Genomic DNA, 17,639 nt, shown 5'->3' on the forward strand with positions numbered 1-17,639 from the left:
GCGCTTTAATGTATAAATACATATTATTTGATTTAGACGGAACACTCACAGACTCTAAAGAAGGTATAACAAAATCAGTTCAATATGCCTTAAATAAACTAGGAGTATCAGTAGATGATTTAACCTCCCTTGAAAAATTTATAGGACCGCCATTAAAGGATTGTTTTATGGAATATTATAATTTTAGTGAATCTAAAGCAGCTGAAGCAGTAGCATATTATAGAGAAAACTTCAGCAAAAGAGGTCTTTTTGAAAATGAAGTTTATATTGGCGTAGAAACTATGTTAACTAAGCTAAAGGAAACTGGTCTTCATTTAATTGTTGCCACCTCAAAACCCACTGTATTTTCAGAAAAAATATTGGAACATTTTAATTTAGCTCAATACTTTGACGCTATAGTTGGAAGCACTTTAGATGGTTCAAGAAGTAAAAAGGCTGATGTAATAAAATTTGCCTTAGAGGAATGTAAAATAAAAACCAGTGAGGCAATAATGATTGGTGATAGAGAACATGATATGATAGGTGCTAAAGAAAATGGTCTTGCAGCTATAGGAGTTACTTATGGTTACGGATCTTATGATGAATTAGAGAAATCTGGAGCTACATATATTGTGAATTCTGTTTATGAACTTTTGAAAAAAATAGAAACGCTAAACTTTATTCAGAGTACAGTTGACAGAGTACAGAGTACAGTTAAGGATGATTTTCTGTAGCAAAGCTACAGAAAATCTTAAAACTTATTTTTGATTGCTTACGCAATCGAGGTATTAATGTTGTTCAGCGAAGCTGACAACATTTAAGTTTAAGATTTACCTGACGTAAGGAAAGGTAAATCATCCTTCATTGTACTCTGTACTCTGTACTTTGTACTCTGATTTAACGCTTCGCAATAATTTTATAGTTTAAATTAATTTAATTAGAGATAAACCATTTGAAACGCTATATCTCTAACCATCTTACTCCCAAGTTCCCCAAACTTCCGGTTTATACCCAACTGTAGCTTGTTTTCCATTTCTAACTATAGGAGTAACATACACTTCTGGATTATTTAAAAGTATTTCTGTTTTAATATCCTCAGATCTTATTTTATCTAAATTTAAAGTTAAATACTTTTTGGCTTTGACATTTATTAGATTATTTAATCCAACATTTGCTTTAACACTGCTTAGTTCCCCTTTACTCAAGGCTTTTTCTTTTAAATCTATAAATTGATATTTTATTTTTCTTTCCTTAAAATATCTTTCTGCTTTTTTTGTATCAAAACATTTTTTAGTACCAAAAATTTGAATATTCATTTCACACCTCTAATTTTTAAATAATATATTACTTAAAACTTTATTAATAATAATATCACATTTTGATAAAATAATTTTATTGAAAAATATATGAAATTGCATAAAAATGTTGTATAGTAAGTATTGAGATACTATTATGTAAAATTTAACACTCAAATTATCTTTTTTATACATAATCCCAGCTTAAATAATAAAATCAAACTCTAAGGATGTGATACTATGGACAAGAATGTATTAAAAACTCATATACAAAAGGTAAATAGAATACTAGTAATCCTATCTTGGATTATTGTTCTTATAGGTGCAGTTGAATTTTTTACAAATTCAAGGTTTATGATTGCTTCAAGCTTTGAACTTACAATAGAACTTATAGGTATTATATTTGCTAGCATACTATTTTATTTAAAAAAGAATGACTATGTAATAGCTGGTATACTGTGTCTTTCTAAATTTATTGCCATGTACTTAAACTCAATAATGAAAATGGGACCAACCATGGGAGTTATTCACTTGATATATTTATTTATAATTATCTGCTACGCGGCACTTTATCTTAGTGAAAAATTTCTTACAATATCAGCCGTGATATATGACATTTGTGCTATTATACTATACTTTGTCACTAAATTTGCGAAGCTTCCTGATTTTGTTCTAACTTTTGGTATATTAAATGTTTGTATGGTATTATTGTTTTTTGTAACAAAATGGGGGCATGAATTAATTAAGAGTGCTTCTGAAAAAGAACAAAATGCAAAAAAAATCTCAGATAATTTAAAAGAGGTTCTTAACTCTCTTAGTGATAATACTCTAAACCTACATAATGACATCACTGCTGGAATGAATGACCTTGACTTTACAAAGAAATCAAGCGAAGAATTAACTGCTACAGTTCAAGAAGTAGCAAATGGGGTTACAACTCAGGCTCAAAGTACCTCTGAAATAAATGCGGCTATCAACGATGCTGATGATAAACTTAATAAAACTGTTCAATTTTCAAATGAAATGTCCAATGTATCAAAGGAATCTACTAAAACCCTTATTACTGCAGCAAATAAAATGACAAAAATGGGCGATCAAATGCAGATAATAGATTCAACCGTAAGAACTTCTGTAGCTACAATAACTAATCTTGAAAAAAGTATTGAAAGCATTAACAGTTTTTTAGTAAGCATTACCGAAATTGCTGGTCAAACAAATTTACTTGCACTTAATGCCTCAATTGAAGCAGCTAGAGCTGGTGAACATGGAAAGGGATTTGCCGTTGTTGCTAATGAAATTAAAACGCTTGCCGAAGATAGTACAAACACTGTTCAGCTAATAAATAACATCATAGAAGATATAAAAAACAAAGTAAGCGACGTTATTACGGCAGCACAAAACGGAAATGATGCTGTTGCCATAGGAACAGAAATGGGCAAAGAAGTTGGTAGTAGTTTTAAAGATATAAAAACTTCTTTCCAAACAATTGACGATTATATTGAAAAAGAATTAAATATGGTTAATAATACACAATCTATATTTGAAAAATTACGTACAGAATCAGAAAATGTAGCAAGCATATCAGAGGAAAATTCCGCTGCCACAGAAGAAATGTTTGCAACTTTTGAAAATCAAAATGCATCAATTCAAAAACTATATGAGCACATAAAAAAGATACAAGCTTCAAGTGAAAACCTAACAAAGCTTGCTAATAAAGATAATGAGAAGTAAGTATATTGCAGGATATTAAATAAAATATCTAAACTTACTAAAGGAAGCTATGTTTTAAATAAGTGTTGATTTTCACACTTATTTAAAACATAGCCTTATTTTTTTATATAATCCGATGCATTTTTATATTGAGATGTATCGGAATGCTTTGAGTTATATATTTCAACAACTTTTCCTATACCATCATTCGTCATTCTAGGAAACGATTTTTCAACATAACTCCAATTTCCTGTTTTCTTCATAGTTTCTATAGCTTCTGCATCCACTTCATTGTCTGAGTCATCAGCTGTAATTTCCATACCCTTTTGTATTCTCTTTGTAGTTTCATCATTTGTTTCAGTGTTTGAAGTATTATATGTAATCACGGAGTCTTTTGAAGTATTCTGATTATTACTAGTTTTACTACTTTGTTTTAATGAATACGCCGCTTCATTATTGAAGCTGTTAGCAGTTATTGGTTTTCTTACTACTACTGTAAAAATAATAACAACTCCTACTACGCCTACTATTAAACCTAAAGCCGCACTTTTAATATCAACTTTTTTCATAGTATTCCCCCCTTATCTGTTCAATTATAAAATAATAGTTTTTGTATTTTCTTAGGTAAATTGTAGCATATTTAAATTATGCTTACAACCCAAACATTTTCTACAATCAGTTTCTATACTAAAAACACACCACGCCTTAGATTATGGTATTAAATATACCTTATAATCAAAATTCCGTAGGCACGGAGGAATTTTTTCCTTAAACCACTGTAAATGTGAAGTAAGTGTAGTTTAGGATGGTTTAAATAAAATTTTAATAAATCTTAGGGTGGAATATTTAAAAGCCTTAGATGTTTCAATTGTTTGAGTATCTTTTCAGCGAGTTATTGAAACTTCTTAGGCTTTTAAATATTCCACCCTTAGATTTATTAATTTTATTTAATATCCTGAACTACACTTACTTCACAATAATTTTTACTTTTTCATTACTTTCAACATTCTTAACAATTTCACCGCTTGTTATCATATCTGTTACTTTATCAAGCTCTTTATACATTACTTTATCTTCTTTAATATAATCAACTTTTTCCCTTATAGTCTTATATGCAATTGAAGTACCTTCTCCTAATTTTGCTTCTTTTCTGAAGTCAACTGCTTGGCATCCTGCCATAAGCTCTGTTGCTAAAACTCTTTTAGCATTTTCAAGGATTTGTCTAGCTTTTCTTGCAGCAATTGTTCCCATACTAACGTGATCTTCTTGATTTGCTGAAGATGGTATAGAATCCACACTTGCTGGATGTGCAAGGACTTTATTTTCTGATACTAAAGAAGCTGCTGCATATTGAGTTATCATAAAACCAGAATTAAGTCCACCTTGCTCTGTTAAAAATGCTGGAAGACCATTACTAAGCTGACTATTTACAAGTCTTTCAAGTCTTCTTTCTGATATATTAGCTATCTCTGAAATTGCAATTCCAAGGAAATCAAAACTTAATGCCATTGGCTGACCATGGAAGTTTCCTCCTGAAATTACATCTCCATTTTCAAGAACTATTGGATTATCTGTAACTGAGTTTATTTCTATTTCAACTCTTTCTCTTACATAATTAACCGCATCTTTACTTGCACCATGAACTTGAGGTATGCATCTTAAGGCATATGCATCTTGAACTCTAAGTTCTCCTTGTCTTGTTGTTAAATTACTTCCATTTACTAAGCTTAAAATATTTTTTGAAGTATTGATTTGTCCTTGATGAGGTCTAACCATATCTAATCTATTGTCAAAAGCATCTGTAATTCCTGTTAAAGCTTCAAGACTTAATGCAGCGGCAATATCGCTTACCTTTAAAAGTTCAATTGCATCATAAACAGTAAGTGCTCCAACACCTGTCATTACCTGTGTTCCGTTAATTAAAGCAAGACCTTCCTTTGCAACAAGTTCTACCACTTTAATTCCTGCAAGTTCCATAGCCTTTCTTCCAGGCATTACTTCACCCTTGTATTCAGCTTCACCCTCTCCAATCATAGGAAGTACCATATGTGCAAGAGGTGCTAAATCTCCAGATGCTCCAAGGGAACCTTTTTCAGGTATTATAGGGTGAACTCCTTTATTAAGCATTTCAATTAAAGTTTCAAGTGTACTAAGTCTTATTCCTGAAAAGCCCTTAGATAGTGCATTAGCCCTTAAAAGCATAATTGCTCTTACAGTTTCAGCAGGAAAATTATTTCCTGTTCCACATGCATGTGAAATTATAAGATTTCTTTGAAGCGTTTTGCAGTCTTCTTTTGAAATACTTACATTTGCAAACTTTCCAAAGCCAGTAGTAATTCCATATATAGTCTTTTCATTTTCAACAATATCATCGACGATAGCTCTTGATTTTTCAACTTTCTTTTTAGCTTCATCAGTAATTTTTACCTCATAATTTTCTCTTGCAATTAATGCTAAATCCTTTAATGTTAAACTTTTTCCATCAATTAAAATAGTATTCATTTATATTCCTCCCAATAACTGCACAATTTACAGTTCATATTGCACAATAATAATAATTTTTTCTGTAACGCAAAAAGAGCAAGACCCACTACAATGAATCTTGCTCCCTAAAAAACTATATAAAATACATTTCTGTACTTTAAACTCTGAGCATTAAATCACTTTAAATAAAATATTAAATAACGAAAAATCCCATGAAGCTTGATATATCCTGACTAAATCAGCAATTTAAACTGGATATACACCAAGTCCTATTACTTCATGCTCATATCCTTTAACTGGTGCCCCCATATTTCCATACAAAACAACCGCTATCCAATCACCATCTTCAGAATCACCCGGAAGTCTTGAACCTTTAACAATAGTAAATACAAGTCCAGCAGTCCTAAGAACATTTCCAAGTCCAATCTGTCCACGACATACACCTTCATAAGCTTCTAAAACAGCATGATATAGCGAATGTTCTTCTCTGTAAATATTCTTTATAAATTTTTCTCTTTTTGCAGCTGTTTCTATCGAAGCAAAAATCTTAGAAGAATCCATTGCACCAACAAAACCTTTAAAAACTTTATATCCCGAACTTTCCGCCTTATTTCTAATACTCTCTTCATCACTTTCAGAAGCTAAGGATAATAGCATTGCTACTTTACCAATGCTTAAGGATTCAAACAAAATATTCACTTCCCCTTACTGTTAAATATTATTAATTTAATAATTACTAATACTATTTTATTATAAATTACTAAACACTATATTGCAACTAAAAAAGCCTATTTTCTTTTGGTCTAAATATAGACTTTTAATTGTAAATATGGTTTACTTATCTTTGGCAAATTATTCATCATGCCCTGTATACATACTATGGTAATTAATGATTACATTCCCTTTCAAGTTCATTAATCATAGTAACGAAATTAATTCTATAATGTATACTTAATTTATTACTTAAAAATTTGACTAAGGAGAATTGCTAAATGAAAAAAATAGGAATTAAATTTAATCTATCTCTACTTGTAATTTTAACTATACTAATTACTCTAACCTTAGGTACCTTCTCATGGATTTCAATAAATAATTTAATTCAAGAATCAAATGATAATTTGAAAACTATAAGTGAATACACAGTATTAGTAGATGAAACAAGAGATGCTCAAGTTCACTTTAAAAAGCAGGTACAAGCATGGAAGGATTTACTCTTAAGAGGTCAAAATCCTCAAGCATACAATAAATATTACAATGAATTTCAAACTGAATATAAAAACACTTTAAATAAATTAGAAACTGTAAAAAGTTTAATGAAAAAAGATAAGTTAGACATGACCATAATTAATGAATCATTAATAGCTCAAAAAGATATGTATATTAAATACACAGAAGCCGTAAAAAGTTATTCTTCCAGTAATGCAGAAAGTTATAAAGTAGTTGATACCATGGTAAAGGGAATGGATAGAATTCCAACTGATAATCTTGACAAATTAGTAACACAGATTAAAAATAACTCCAATGCATTATCAGTTGCCATGATAAAGCAATCAAAAAATGAGAGTACAAGAAATATAGAAATTTTAGTAGCTATTATTTTAGCAAGTATTGTTCTAATAGTATTTTTAACACTTTTAATTATCAATACGTATAAAAATATATCTAATTTTATTAGAGAGATGAAAAATTTAATACATGAGGTTGGAGCCGGTAATTTAACTATTCAAGGAAATATTAATTCAAATGATGAATTAAGTGAAATCCTCTCTCTATTTAATAAATTTATCTCTAACATTAGAGAATTTTTTGCATCAACAAAAGAAATGAGCTTAAATGTAGCTACTTCCTCAGATGAAATACTAAAGGCTTCCAATGATGTTAGTGATGGAATAGAGCAAATAGCAAATTCCATGTCCCATATATCAAATGGTGCATCAAAACAATCAGCTTCAGTTACTACTAGTAATAATGCAGTACTTGATATTATAGATAGATTACACATTATTTCTGAAAGTGTTAATAACTCAGAGAAAATGGCAATTATGGCTAAAGGCGTTTCCGAGACAGGTGCAAAAACTGTTGAATATCAAAAAAATAAAATGCAGGAAAATAAGAAAATTTTTGAAAATATAAATACTTCAATAAATCACTTATCACTGCAATCTCAAGAAATTGGTAATATTGTTGATATAATAAGCTCCATATCAGAACAAACAAATTTATTAGCTCTTAATGCTGCTATAGAAGCTGCCCGCTGTGGCGAAGCTGGCAAAGGCTTTGCAGTAGTTGCTGATGAAGTAAAAAAACTTGCAGAACAGTCTAGTGATTCTGTGAAAAATATAGCTTCATTAATAAAAGATATACAAAACAGCATAAATCAATCAGTATCAAATATAAGTATAGCAAATACAGTAATTACTGATCAAGAACTTGCAATGAATGATACAAGCCTTGCATTCAAAAATATACTTAAAGCTTCTACTAATATAGCTAATCAAATTACTGATGTTTCAAATAACGCTAATGATTTAAACAAATATACTTCAAGTGTAAAAAAATCAATGCTAGACATAACAAATATCACAAATTCAAATGTAGAATTAATAGGAGAAGTATCCTCCGCAACAGAAGAACAATCTGCTTGCCTTGAAGAAATAAATACTTCTATAGATCAATTTACTTCATTATCAACTAAACTTAACCAAAATATAGGGCGTTTCAAAATATAATTTTTATATGAAACTTTGCCTATTTACAAATACTAAAACTTAATGATATAATTATTGATTGATTAAAGATAAATACCATGAATTGGGAGTGAATTCTATGAGCAGCGTTTTTACTGTTGATACTCTGATAAACCTTATCGTTTTTTTTATAGCTTTTTTCTTATACGATATAATAAATCAATTTACAAATTTATCAGAGCGAATAGCAACACTATTAAAATTAGATGACAGCCTTAAAATTGCAGTGATTTCTTTCGTTTTTCTTTGCATAGGATGTTATATTCAGTCTAAAATGCGAACATCATATAGGGATATTTTTCCTTATGCCTTTGTTGGTGTAGTTTCCTCATTACTATGCGGAACTCGCCGTTTAAAAGTAACTAATTAAAGGACTAGCCTACTGGGCTTAAACTCAGCAGGCTAGTTTTTTATTTCCTTCATTTTCATAATTTTTCTGTTGACAAAACCGTATTACAAACGTAATATAATATTGTAGTACAATTGTAATACACGAAAGGATTGAATTGATTATGAAAAATATCTCTGACTCCGAATGGAAGGTCATGAAAATTGTTTGGAATAAATCCCCCATGCTAGCTAGCCAAATAGTTGAAGCCTTAATACAAGAAACAGATTGGAACCCTAAGACTATTCACACTTTAATTAGACGTTTAGTAGCAAAAGGTGCCTTAAGGGCAGAAAAAAACGGAACTTATTATAGCTATTATGCAGCTGTATCAGAAAATGAATGTGTTCAAGAAGAAACAAAATCTTTTCTTCAAAAATGCTTTAATGGCTCACTTAACCTTATGATGGCTAATTTCATTAAAGATGACAAATTATCAGAAGAAGAAATAGATGAACTTCAAAAATTGTTAGATTCTAAAAAAAAGTAGGTAATTTATTATGGATAATATTGTTTGGATTTTTAAACAAATTGTATATTTAGGACTTAATGCAAGCGTACTTGCTTTGATTATACTTTTAGTAAAAAAATTATTTAATAAAGCATTAACACCAAAATGGCATTACTATATATGGGTTCTGTTAATTATTCGATTATTAGTTCCATTTTATATGGAAAGCCATATTAGCATATATAATTTATTTTATCCTACAGCACAAAAAATTAATTTACCTAATAATATTGTGAGAAATATAAATACTGCTAATAGTTCATTTTTAGTAAAACCTATTGATGGCAATAATAAGTTAACACCAAAAACCAACACTACTATAGTTTCAAAGCAATCAAATTTGCCTAATTCCAATACTTTAAAACCAAAAACAAATAGATATAAAAACTATAATTTTATAACACTCATATTAACTTGTGTATGGATAACTGGTATATTACTTCTGCTATTTTACACTATATTCGTAAATATATCCTTTATCCTAAAAATTAGATGTTACAAAAGCCTAAATGATGAAAGAATAAATTCTGTACTAAAAGAATGCAAAAATATTATGAATATAAAGCATGATATAACAATATTTGCTTCAAATAAACCAAGAACTCCTTCTTTATACGGATTTTTTAATCCTAAAATACTGGTTTATGAACCACATATTAAAGTTTTAAGTAATAGTCAGATAAAATATATTTTTCTTCATGAATTATCTCATTATAAGCGAAAAGATATAATTTTAAATTGGACTATTGTATTACTTCAAATAGTTCACTTTTTTAACCCTATAATTTGGTATGCTTTTTACAAAATGCATGAGGATTGTGAAATATCATGTGATGCATCTGTATTAAACTATCTAAACAAATCAGAATATCAGGATTATGGTAAAACAATAATAAAATTATTAAAGCTTTTTTCAGAATCAAACTTTATCCCTGTAACATCAGGAATTTTAAAAAATAAATCTAGTTATAAGAGGAGAATTATTATGATTAATAGATTTAAAAAAAGATCATGGATAACAGTAACAGCTTCACTAATATTAGTAGCTTCAGTTGCAGTAACAGGTCTTACTAGCTGCAGTTCAACTATTGATCCAGATTTAAAAAATTATGAACCACAACCTCCAAAGGCAGTATCCACCAATAAAGTCCCTACTACCAGCAAAAATACGCAACCCAATACTACAGACAAAACCATCACAACTGCACCTATAGCTGATAAAAATGCAAAAAACAATGTACCAAAAACAACCACTGCAAGTGCAACAAATGAAAACACAACAAGTGCCACAACTAAGCCATCTAGTACTACTACAGCTGCACCTACCGCAGAAGTTTATCAAAATAAAGATTTAAATTTATCAATTACTTTTCCATCAAATTGGAACAATAAATATACTGTGAAAGAAAATTCTAATGGTATATCAGTTTATTTTAAGCCAGTAAATAAAGTAAGTGATGGAACTGGTTTATATTTCTGTATTCTTAAGAAAACTGCTAACTTAAATGAAGAAATGTTCGACTCCGTAGCTGGTAAAAGAGAGGTCACTGTTAACGGAACTTCATACTTCTTAGGGGGCCCTACGGACGTAAACTTTCCAGAAGACAACCCTGAATTTAAAGACTTTATAAATTTGCAAAAACAGATTCCAACTATTATAAATTCCATTAAAGCTATTAATTAAATAAGGGATCTTAAAGAAAATAACAATGTCATAAGCTTAAGGATAATTTAGTATTTAATCAATACGAATTATCCTTTAACAGACCCAACCATTCCGGCTACAAATTGTTTTTGCATTAAAAAGAATACCAAAGCTGTTGGAAGCGTGGCTATTACTACTCCTGTCATAATCATTCCATAATCCGGTGTATAGGAAGATCCCATAGTTGAAATAATAAGTGGTACTGTTCTCTTTTCTGGACTTTGAAGTGCAATAAGAGGCCACATGTAATTATTCCAACTATTCATAAAAGTAATAATTGCCCCTGCTGCATAAGTTGATTTCATTATTGGAACATAAATTCTTGTAAATATCTGAAACTCATTTAAACCATCTATACGCCCTGCTTCTAAAATGTCCTTTGGAAATGCCTTTGTATTTTGCCTAAAAAAGAATATTAAAAAAGCCGTTGATATACTAGGAATTATTACGGAAGCCATTGTATTTAAGCCTGCAATTTTAAAGGTACTGAACATTTTAAATAAAGGTACCATAAGTGCTGCAAAAGGAACCATCATAGACAATAATAATATGGCAAATACTCTATCCCTAGCCTTACTTCTATATATTTCAAATCCATATCCTGCTAAAGATGACACAGCCAAAGCCAGTACTGTTGTAATAATTGCAATTTTAGCCGAATTCCATAGAGATGTAGTAAAATTTAAATCGGAGTTAAAAAGGCTATTAATATTTTTAACAAAATTACTTCCCGGAATTAAAGAACCTTTTGTAACGTCTATTGATTTATTAGTCATGCTTATAATCATCCACAAAAATGGAAAAATTGAAATTAAAGATGCTATAATCAAAAATATATATTCAAGTATTTTCTTAAAATTTTTCATTTTTTATCACCCGCCACTTTAAATTGTATTGCTGATAATATTACAATCATAACAACAATAGTATAAGAAACTGCAGACGCATATCCAAAATTAGAACTATATTTAAAACTCAAATTATATATATATTGCGATATTGTAGTAGTTGCATTTCCTGGCCCACCTTGTGTTATATTCATAACTTCATCAAATAATTGCAGTGTTCCAATAGTGGAAGTAATTGTAGTGAATAAAATTATTGGTTTTAAGAGAGGTATTGTTATATTAAAAAACTGTTTTGTTGCTGATGCTCCATCTATTTTGGCTGCTTCATAAACTGACGCATCAATATTTTGAAGTCCTGCTAAGTAAAAAATCATATTATATCCAGTCCAACGCCAGGTTATAGCGATAATTATAGCAACTTTAGCCCAAGTTGGATTTGTAAGCCACTGTATTGGGGTAGATATTAAATGAATTTGCATAAAAAATTTATTCATTAGTCCATCATCTGCAAATAAACTTTTAAATATTATAGAATATGCTACCAAGGATGTTACACAAGGTAAAAATATTGCTGTTCTAAATAATCCTTTTCCTTTAAGTTTTTTATCATTTAAAAGAGCAGATATAAACAAAGCTAGTAAAATCATTATAGGTACTTGTACCACCAAATAAATAAAAGTATTTCCAAGAGCTCTTTTAAAGGTTTCATCATTAAAAAGTCTTTTGTAATTTGAAAGTCCTGTAAACTTTAAATTATTTCCCATACCTGATTTTAAGGAAATAATAAACGCCTGAACCATAGGATAAAAAACAAACATGACTATGAGTACTATACTTAATATTGTAAAAAGCCATCCTACAGTGTTATATTTTTTCTCTAAAGCACTTTTCTTATTAGCACTCAATTTTAAACCTCCTCTTTATTAAGAAGGCGATGCCGCATGAAGTTATTTTATGCAACATCCCCTTCTAAAATTTTGTATTTATATTTTCAATCGGTTTATCTCTATCTATTTTGATACAGCTGCTTCTGCTTGAGTTTGAGCATTTTTAAGAGCAGTGTTTACATCAGTACCTTTTTTAACTACAGATTGAACTGCTTCTGTTAAAATATCTTCTATATTATAAGTGTATAATCCATAATTTACTGATGGTATATGCTGTGACCAATTAGAGAAATCCTGTAAAGTTTTTTGACCACCATAAAATTCAAATTGTTTTTGGTAGTTTGATGTAGTGGCTGCGGCTTTAAGTGTACTTACAAGACCAATCTTATCGGCAAGAGTATTTGCAAGTTCCTTATTGCTTCCAAAGGTTTCTGCAAGGAAGTTAGCTGCTAAATCACCATTTCCAACTTTCTTTAAAACATACCAACCTGATCCTCCACTACTAGAAAAGTTTACTGAAGTAGGTATTGAACTAATTCTTGGTATTGGTGCAATTGCCCATTTTCCACTTTGATCGGCTGATTTAGTTATAGAACTTGAAATCCAGCATCCTGTTGGTACAGCTGCAACATCACCCTTCTGGAAGGCACTTACAAATTGATCCCAACCTGAAATCAATTTTACAATTCCAGCATCTATCATTTGTTTATATATTTTAATTCCTTCCTTTAAAGCTTGATTATCCTGTAAGTTTACAGTCTTACCATCATCTTTTACATACCATTGCCCAGCTGACTGCATCATTACTCTAAGTATTCCTAAATCACTTGGATCAAGTGTAAGCATTGCTTTTCCAGTTTTTGCTTTTACAGCCTTACCTATTTCTATAAACTTATCCCAAGTAATATTTTGCATGTCTGAAGGTTTATATCCTGCTTGTTCTATTAAATCACTTCTATAAAACAATCCAGTTACACCACTGTCAAAAGGAACTCCATAAAGTTTTCCTTCATAACTTTCTGGCTTAATTTTATAATTCATAAAATCAGATTTATTTATTTTATTAGACATATCCTCGAACCAATCTGAATACGATGTAAGAAAATTTTGTGCCCTATAATCTTCAATTGAAACTATATTCGGTAATCCCGAAGTAGTATTTGAACTTAAATTTGTATTTAGCTTTTGAACTAGATCATTTTGAGCCATTTGTACTATTTTTATTTTTACATCTGGATGCTTCTTTTTATAAATTGCCATTGCTTCCTTAACGGCAGGAACATTAAAAGTTTCATCCCATGTCCATACAACTAGTGATTTACTTCCATTACTAGCTGTACTATCCTTTGATGTGCTGTCTTGTCCACAAGCGCCTAAGCCTATTGCCATAAACGCACTTAAAACAACAGCCATTATTTTTTTTGCCTTCATTAACTATTCCCCCTTAAAAACTAATTTTAATTTTGGTAACCTAATTGTTAACCTTAACATAATTATAATTGAAATCGTTTTAAGCAATTAGAAATATATTTATATAAACTTGTTATATTTTAACCCGCTATGATTTACTCAAATTACAAATTTGTACTTTTTTAAGATTCTAAAAATATTTATATATATCTTTGTATTTATTGTGATTTAGCCTTCTTCAATTTGAAATAAATGGATTATTAACTTATAATAAAAATATAAAATTATAATATTTATATACTTCAAGTGGGGGGGATCTTGTTGGATAACTTATGCAAAATTTTAATAGTAGATGATGAATACCTATTAAGACAAGGCATAAAGCATCTTATAGATTGGAAAATGGAAGGCTTTGAGATTGTGGGAGAAGCTTCAAATGGAAAGGAAGCTATAGAATTAGTAGAAAAGCTTAAACCTCATATAATCCTTTCAGACGTTGTCATGCCTATTATGGATGGTGTTGATCTATCAAAAATAATAAAAGCAAGGTATCCTGAAATACAAATTATAATTTTAAGCAGTTACAGTGATTTTGAATATGTTAAGGATACTTTTAAACTTGGTGTAAACGATTATATATTAAAACCAAAGTTAAACCCAAAAGAACTTATTACCCTTTTAAAAAATACAGCTGCCAATATTCCAAATTTTATTCTTTCAACGCCCAAAAATATTAAAGAATTAAATCTAAAAAGTTTTTTAACTAAATTAATATCGGGATTTGACATAACAATGGAGGAAGAAAAAATCAATGAATTTTTCCCATATAAATCTTTTTTATTGCTGGGTACCAATTTAAAAAAATCAATTAACAATAATTCTTCATTGCTAAGGAGCATTTTTTCTGAAACTTGTGAACATAATTTTGAAACTGTAACTTACTATGAGATAACTACAGATACTAATTTATTTTTATTTCTTATAAATTTTAATTTTGGAAATGAACACGATATTTTAAATAAAATAAATACTATATTTAAAAATAGCCCCAATAAGTTTTCTGAAATGTTTTTTGTAGTTAGTAAAACTTTTAATAACATATATAAACTTAGAGATATCTATCTTCACGATTTTAAACCTTTATTAGGCTATAAATTCTATTTAAGAAACAAAACTATAATTTACTCTAAAGATATTATCAAAAGTAATTCAAAAGATAAATTTGATTTTAAATATTATTCAGACCAAGTTTATATGCTTAATATTGACGCCGCATTAAACTACTTAAAAAATCACATTTTATTTTGTATAAATAATCTAACCACAGATGAATTCGAGCTTAAAACGCTTTTTGAAAATTCACTTTATAGCATTATTAATATATTAGATGAGCTTAACTTTGACGTAGAAGAAATAAATAATTCTAAAAGAGAATACTTTCAAAAAATAGATGATGTAGAGTATGCTGATGAATTGCTTAACTTTGTTGATATTTTAAAAAAGAAATTCAATGAATTATTAGAAATTCAAAAGACCTCCTTTAATAACCACATGATAGGCAAAATTATAGAATATATATGTGCTCATTACTCTGATCAGCTTTCCCTAAAAGAATTATCAGATAGATTTCATTTTAATTATTATTATCTTTCATCTTATTTTAGTGCTCATAATAAAGAGTGTTTTAGTGAATACTTAAATAAAATCCGTGTAGAAAAAGCATCCAAACTTTTATCTGATGGAAATATACCCGTTTCTGAAATCAGTTATATGGTTGGATATTCAGACCATAGTTATTTTTGTAAGGTATTCAAAAAATTAAAGAAAATAACTCCAAGTAAATATAGAAAATTTATTTTAGAAAATAAAAGAGGCAACGGTTCATATGTATAGACTAATAAATTTTTTTAAAAACAGAAGTTTATTTTTTACTTTAGCTACAATAATGTTCATAAGTAGTGTGAGTATTTCTATTATTACTGCATTAAGCATTATGGACATTTCACAGAAAATATTTATAAATAATTTCAGTATTTCAAATGCTAAAACTTTAAAACAAATTGAGTTTAATTTTTACAATCTAAATAATAAAATAATAGATGCAGTAAACACCATGGACAACAATTGGGCTTTCAGGCGTTATCTTACTGAAAATATAACTAATCAGCCAGATTTATTTTATGTAATATACAATTTAAGTAAACAATTTAAAACTAACGCTGAAATTTTAAATGACAATTATGTTGATATGCTTGTTATAGGAAATAACAATACTACTTATAAAAATACTCAGTCATCAATTACAACACCTATTGAGGTTATTAAAAATAGTAGTATAACAAAAGCCGCACTTAAAAATCCTACTAAACTTCTGTATCAATATAATAATTATGGTTTTACAAGTGTAACTAATAATAATAATGTATTAATAGGTACGAAGGTTTTGATTAGTGAATTAACAAAAAAACCTTTAGGCGTATTGTATGCAATTATCAATGAAGACTCCATTAAAAATCTTTACTCAAATTTCGCAGCTACTCCTGGAAATGATATTGCAATTATATCTTCTAATGGGACAATCATTTCTTCTAGCATTGAAAATATAATTGGAAATAAAAATTTAAATTTTTTAAGTGCAGCAAAAAGAATCCAAAAGAATCACAGCGAATATATAAATTTAACTTTAAATAAAAAGAAATACACTATATTATCAGAGTATATGCCAACATATGATTTCTATATTGTAAATATAATAGATACTAATAAAGCTTTAAGCGATATGTATAACACAAAACAAATTATATTAATTTGCTCAATAATAATTTTTATAACTTTTTCAATTTTATTTTTAGTAACAAAAAAAACTACTGATCCTCTCAGAATATTAGTAAAAGAGATGTCAAAAATCACCGAATGCAACTTTAATAACCACATAAATCTTAAAGGAAATTACGAAACAGCAAAACTTAGCAGTTCATTTAATTATATGCTAGATAATCTCAATAGCTATGTAAAAGAACTGATGTTGTCACAAAAAAATCAAAGAAAGGCAGAACTATCAGCCCTTCAAATGCAAATTAACCCACACTTTATGTACAATACCTTAGCATCCATTAAATGGCTAATACTAAAGGGTGACAAGGAAGTAGCTGCAAATACCTTGGATGCTTTTATTTCCTTACTTCAAAATACCATAAGTGATACAAGTGAAACAGTTACTGTTGAAAAAGAAATACTTAATCTAAAAAATTATGTATTTATAAATAAAACAAGATATAGTGAAGATATAAAAGTCACCTTCCACATTTTTACACAATGCATTAGTTACAAACTTCCAAAGCTTATACTACAGCCTTTTATAGAAAACGCTTTTTTTCATGCATTTACAGGTAAAAAAGAAGGACATATACATGTATTTATATCAGAAAAAGGTAACAACCTTCTTTGCGAAATAATTGATAACGGAATTGGAATGGATGAAAATGTGTTATCCAATTTATATTCACCAAAAACTTCAACTCATAAGAATTTTTCAAGAATAGGAATAAAAAATGTTAATGATAGAATCAAGCTTTTATATGGAGACCTATATGGTGTAACTATAAAAAGCAAAATTAATTCTGGAACAACTGTTAGCATAATTCTCCCTATTATATCATAAGGATATGTTTGTCT

At 28.9% G+C, this 17,639-nt stretch carries 15 protein-coding genes; 8 read left to right on the forward strand and 7 right to left on the reverse strand.

The annotated features are described in order from the left end of the window. Positions 1 to 8 precede the first annotated feature (8 nt). Complete coding sequence (locus CUEA01_RS20420; RefSeq protein ID WP_234123787.1) at positions 9 to 713, forward strand: HAD family hydrolase; 705 nt, start codon at positions 9 to 11, stop codon at positions 711 to 713. Positions 714 to 956: 243 nt separating this feature from the next. Here CUEA01_RS20420 and CUEA01_RS20425 read toward each other — a convergent pair whose 3' ends face one another. Next, positions 957 to 1,295 carry an arsenate reductase family protein gene (locus CUEA01_RS20425; RefSeq protein ID WP_234123789.1) on the reverse strand — a complete coding sequence of 113 codons (339 nt, stop codon included), beginning with the start codon at positions 1,293 to 1,295 and terminating at the stop codon, positions 957 to 959. Between the two features lie 219 nt (positions 1,296 to 1,514). On the opposite strand from CUEA01_RS20425, the gene CUEA01_RS20430 reads away from it, so the two are divergent. Further along, a complete protein-coding gene (locus CUEA01_RS20430; RefSeq protein ID WP_234123791.1) occupies positions 1,515 to 3,005 on the forward strand; it encodes a methyl-accepting chemotaxis protein in 1,491 nt (496 codons plus the stop codon). A 95-nt stretch (positions 3,006 to 3,100) separates the two neighbouring features. On the opposite strand, the gene CUEA01_RS20435 is transcribed toward CUEA01_RS20430, so the two are convergent. The 3 genes from CUEA01_RS20435 to CUEA01_RS20445 form a co-directional block, all read right to left on the reverse strand. After that, positions 3,101 to 3,553 (reverse strand): hypothetical protein, encoded by a 453-nt coding sequence (locus CUEA01_RS20435; RefSeq protein ID WP_234123793.1) that lies wholly within the window; start codon positions 3,551 to 3,553, stop codon positions 3,101 to 3,103. Between the two features lie 397 nt (positions 3,554 to 3,950). Then, entirely contained in the window at positions 3,951 to 5,486 is a 1,536-nt protein-coding gene (gene hutH / locus CUEA01_RS20440) for a histidine ammonia-lyase (RefSeq protein WP_234123795.1), read from the reverse strand. A gap of 228 nt (positions 5,487 to 5,714) precedes the next feature. Continuing rightward, positions 5,715 to 6,158: a HutP family protein gene (locus CUEA01_RS20445; RefSeq protein ID WP_268906369.1), complete on the reverse strand. Its 444-nt coding sequence runs from the start codon at positions 6,156 to 6,158 to the stop codon at positions 5,715 to 5,717. Positions 6,159 to 6,460: 302 nt separating this feature from the next. Between CUEA01_RS20445 and CUEA01_RS20450 the strand changes: the two genes are divergently transcribed. The 4 genes from CUEA01_RS20450 (at position 6,461) to CUEA01_RS20465 (ending at position 10,798) form a co-directional block, all read left to right on the forward strand. Next, positions 6,461 to 8,197: a methyl-accepting chemotaxis protein gene (locus tag CUEA01_RS20450; RefSeq protein ID WP_234123797.1), complete on the forward strand. Its 1,737-nt coding sequence runs from the start codon at positions 6,461 to 6,463 to the stop codon at positions 8,195 to 8,197. Between the two features lie 97 nt (positions 8,198 to 8,294). Continuing rightward, on the forward strand, positions 8,295 to 8,585 hold the full coding sequence (locus CUEA01_RS20455) for a hypothetical protein (RefSeq protein WP_234123799.1): 291 nt from the start codon (positions 8,295 to 8,297) through the stop codon (positions 8,583 to 8,585). A gap of 142 nt (positions 8,586 to 8,727) precedes the next feature. Further along, positions 8,728 to 9,093 (forward strand): BlaI/MecI/CopY family transcriptional regulator, encoded by a 366-nt coding sequence (locus CUEA01_RS20460; protein WP_234123801.1) that lies wholly within the window; start codon positions 8,728 to 8,730, stop codon positions 9,091 to 9,093. Between the two features lie 10 nt (positions 9,094 to 9,103). Beyond that, the gene (locus tag CUEA01_RS20465) at positions 9,104 to 10,798 is read left to right on the forward strand and encodes a M56 family metallopeptidase (protein ID WP_234123803.1); all 1,695 of its coding nucleotides are present in this window, start codon (positions 9,104 to 9,106) and stop codon (positions 10,796 to 10,798) included. 68 nt (positions 10,799 to 10,866) lie between these two features. Here the strand turns inward: CUEA01_RS20465 and CUEA01_RS20470 are convergent, their stop codons facing one another. From CUEA01_RS20470 to CUEA01_RS20480, 3 genes are all read right to left on the reverse strand, one after another. Continuing rightward, complete coding sequence (locus CUEA01_RS20470; protein WP_234123804.1) at positions 10,867 to 11,685, reverse strand: carbohydrate ABC transporter permease; 819 nt, start codon at positions 11,683 to 11,685, stop codon at positions 10,867 to 10,869. Then, positions 11,682 to 12,572 (reverse strand): carbohydrate ABC transporter permease, encoded by an 891-nt coding sequence (locus CUEA01_RS20475; RefSeq protein ID WP_407929275.1) that lies wholly within the window; start codon positions 12,570 to 12,572, stop codon positions 11,682 to 11,684. The genes CUEA01_RS20470 and CUEA01_RS20475 overlap by 4 nt, the downstream gene beginning before the upstream one ends. 105 nt (positions 12,573 to 12,677) lie before the next feature. Continuing rightward, a complete protein-coding gene (locus CUEA01_RS20480) occupies positions 12,678 to 13,985 on the reverse strand; it encodes an ABC transporter substrate-binding protein (RefSeq protein ID WP_234123805.1) in 1,308 nt (435 codons plus the stop codon). Positions 13,986 to 14,285: 300 nt separating this feature from the next. Here CUEA01_RS20480 and CUEA01_RS20485 point away from each other — a divergent pair, with 300 nt between their 5' ends. Then, positions 14,286 to 15,857, forward strand: coding sequence for a response regulator transcription factor (locus tag CUEA01_RS20485; RefSeq protein WP_234123806.1), 1,572 nt, complete (start codon positions 14,286 to 14,288; stop codon positions 15,855 to 15,857). After that, complete coding sequence (locus CUEA01_RS20490; RefSeq protein WP_234123807.1) at positions 15,850 to 17,625, forward strand: sensor histidine kinase; 1,776 nt, start codon at positions 15,850 to 15,852, stop codon at positions 17,623 to 17,625. Before CUEA01_RS20485 ends, CUEA01_RS20490 begins: the two co-directional genes overlap by 8 nt. Positions 17,626 to 17,639 lie beyond the last annotated feature (14 nt).

It is taken from the genome of Clostridium hydrogenum, from assembly GCF_021432385.1.
GTDB classification, from domain to species: Bacteria; Bacillota; Clostridia; order Clostridiales; family Clostridiaceae; genus Clostridium_S; species Clostridium_S hydrogenum.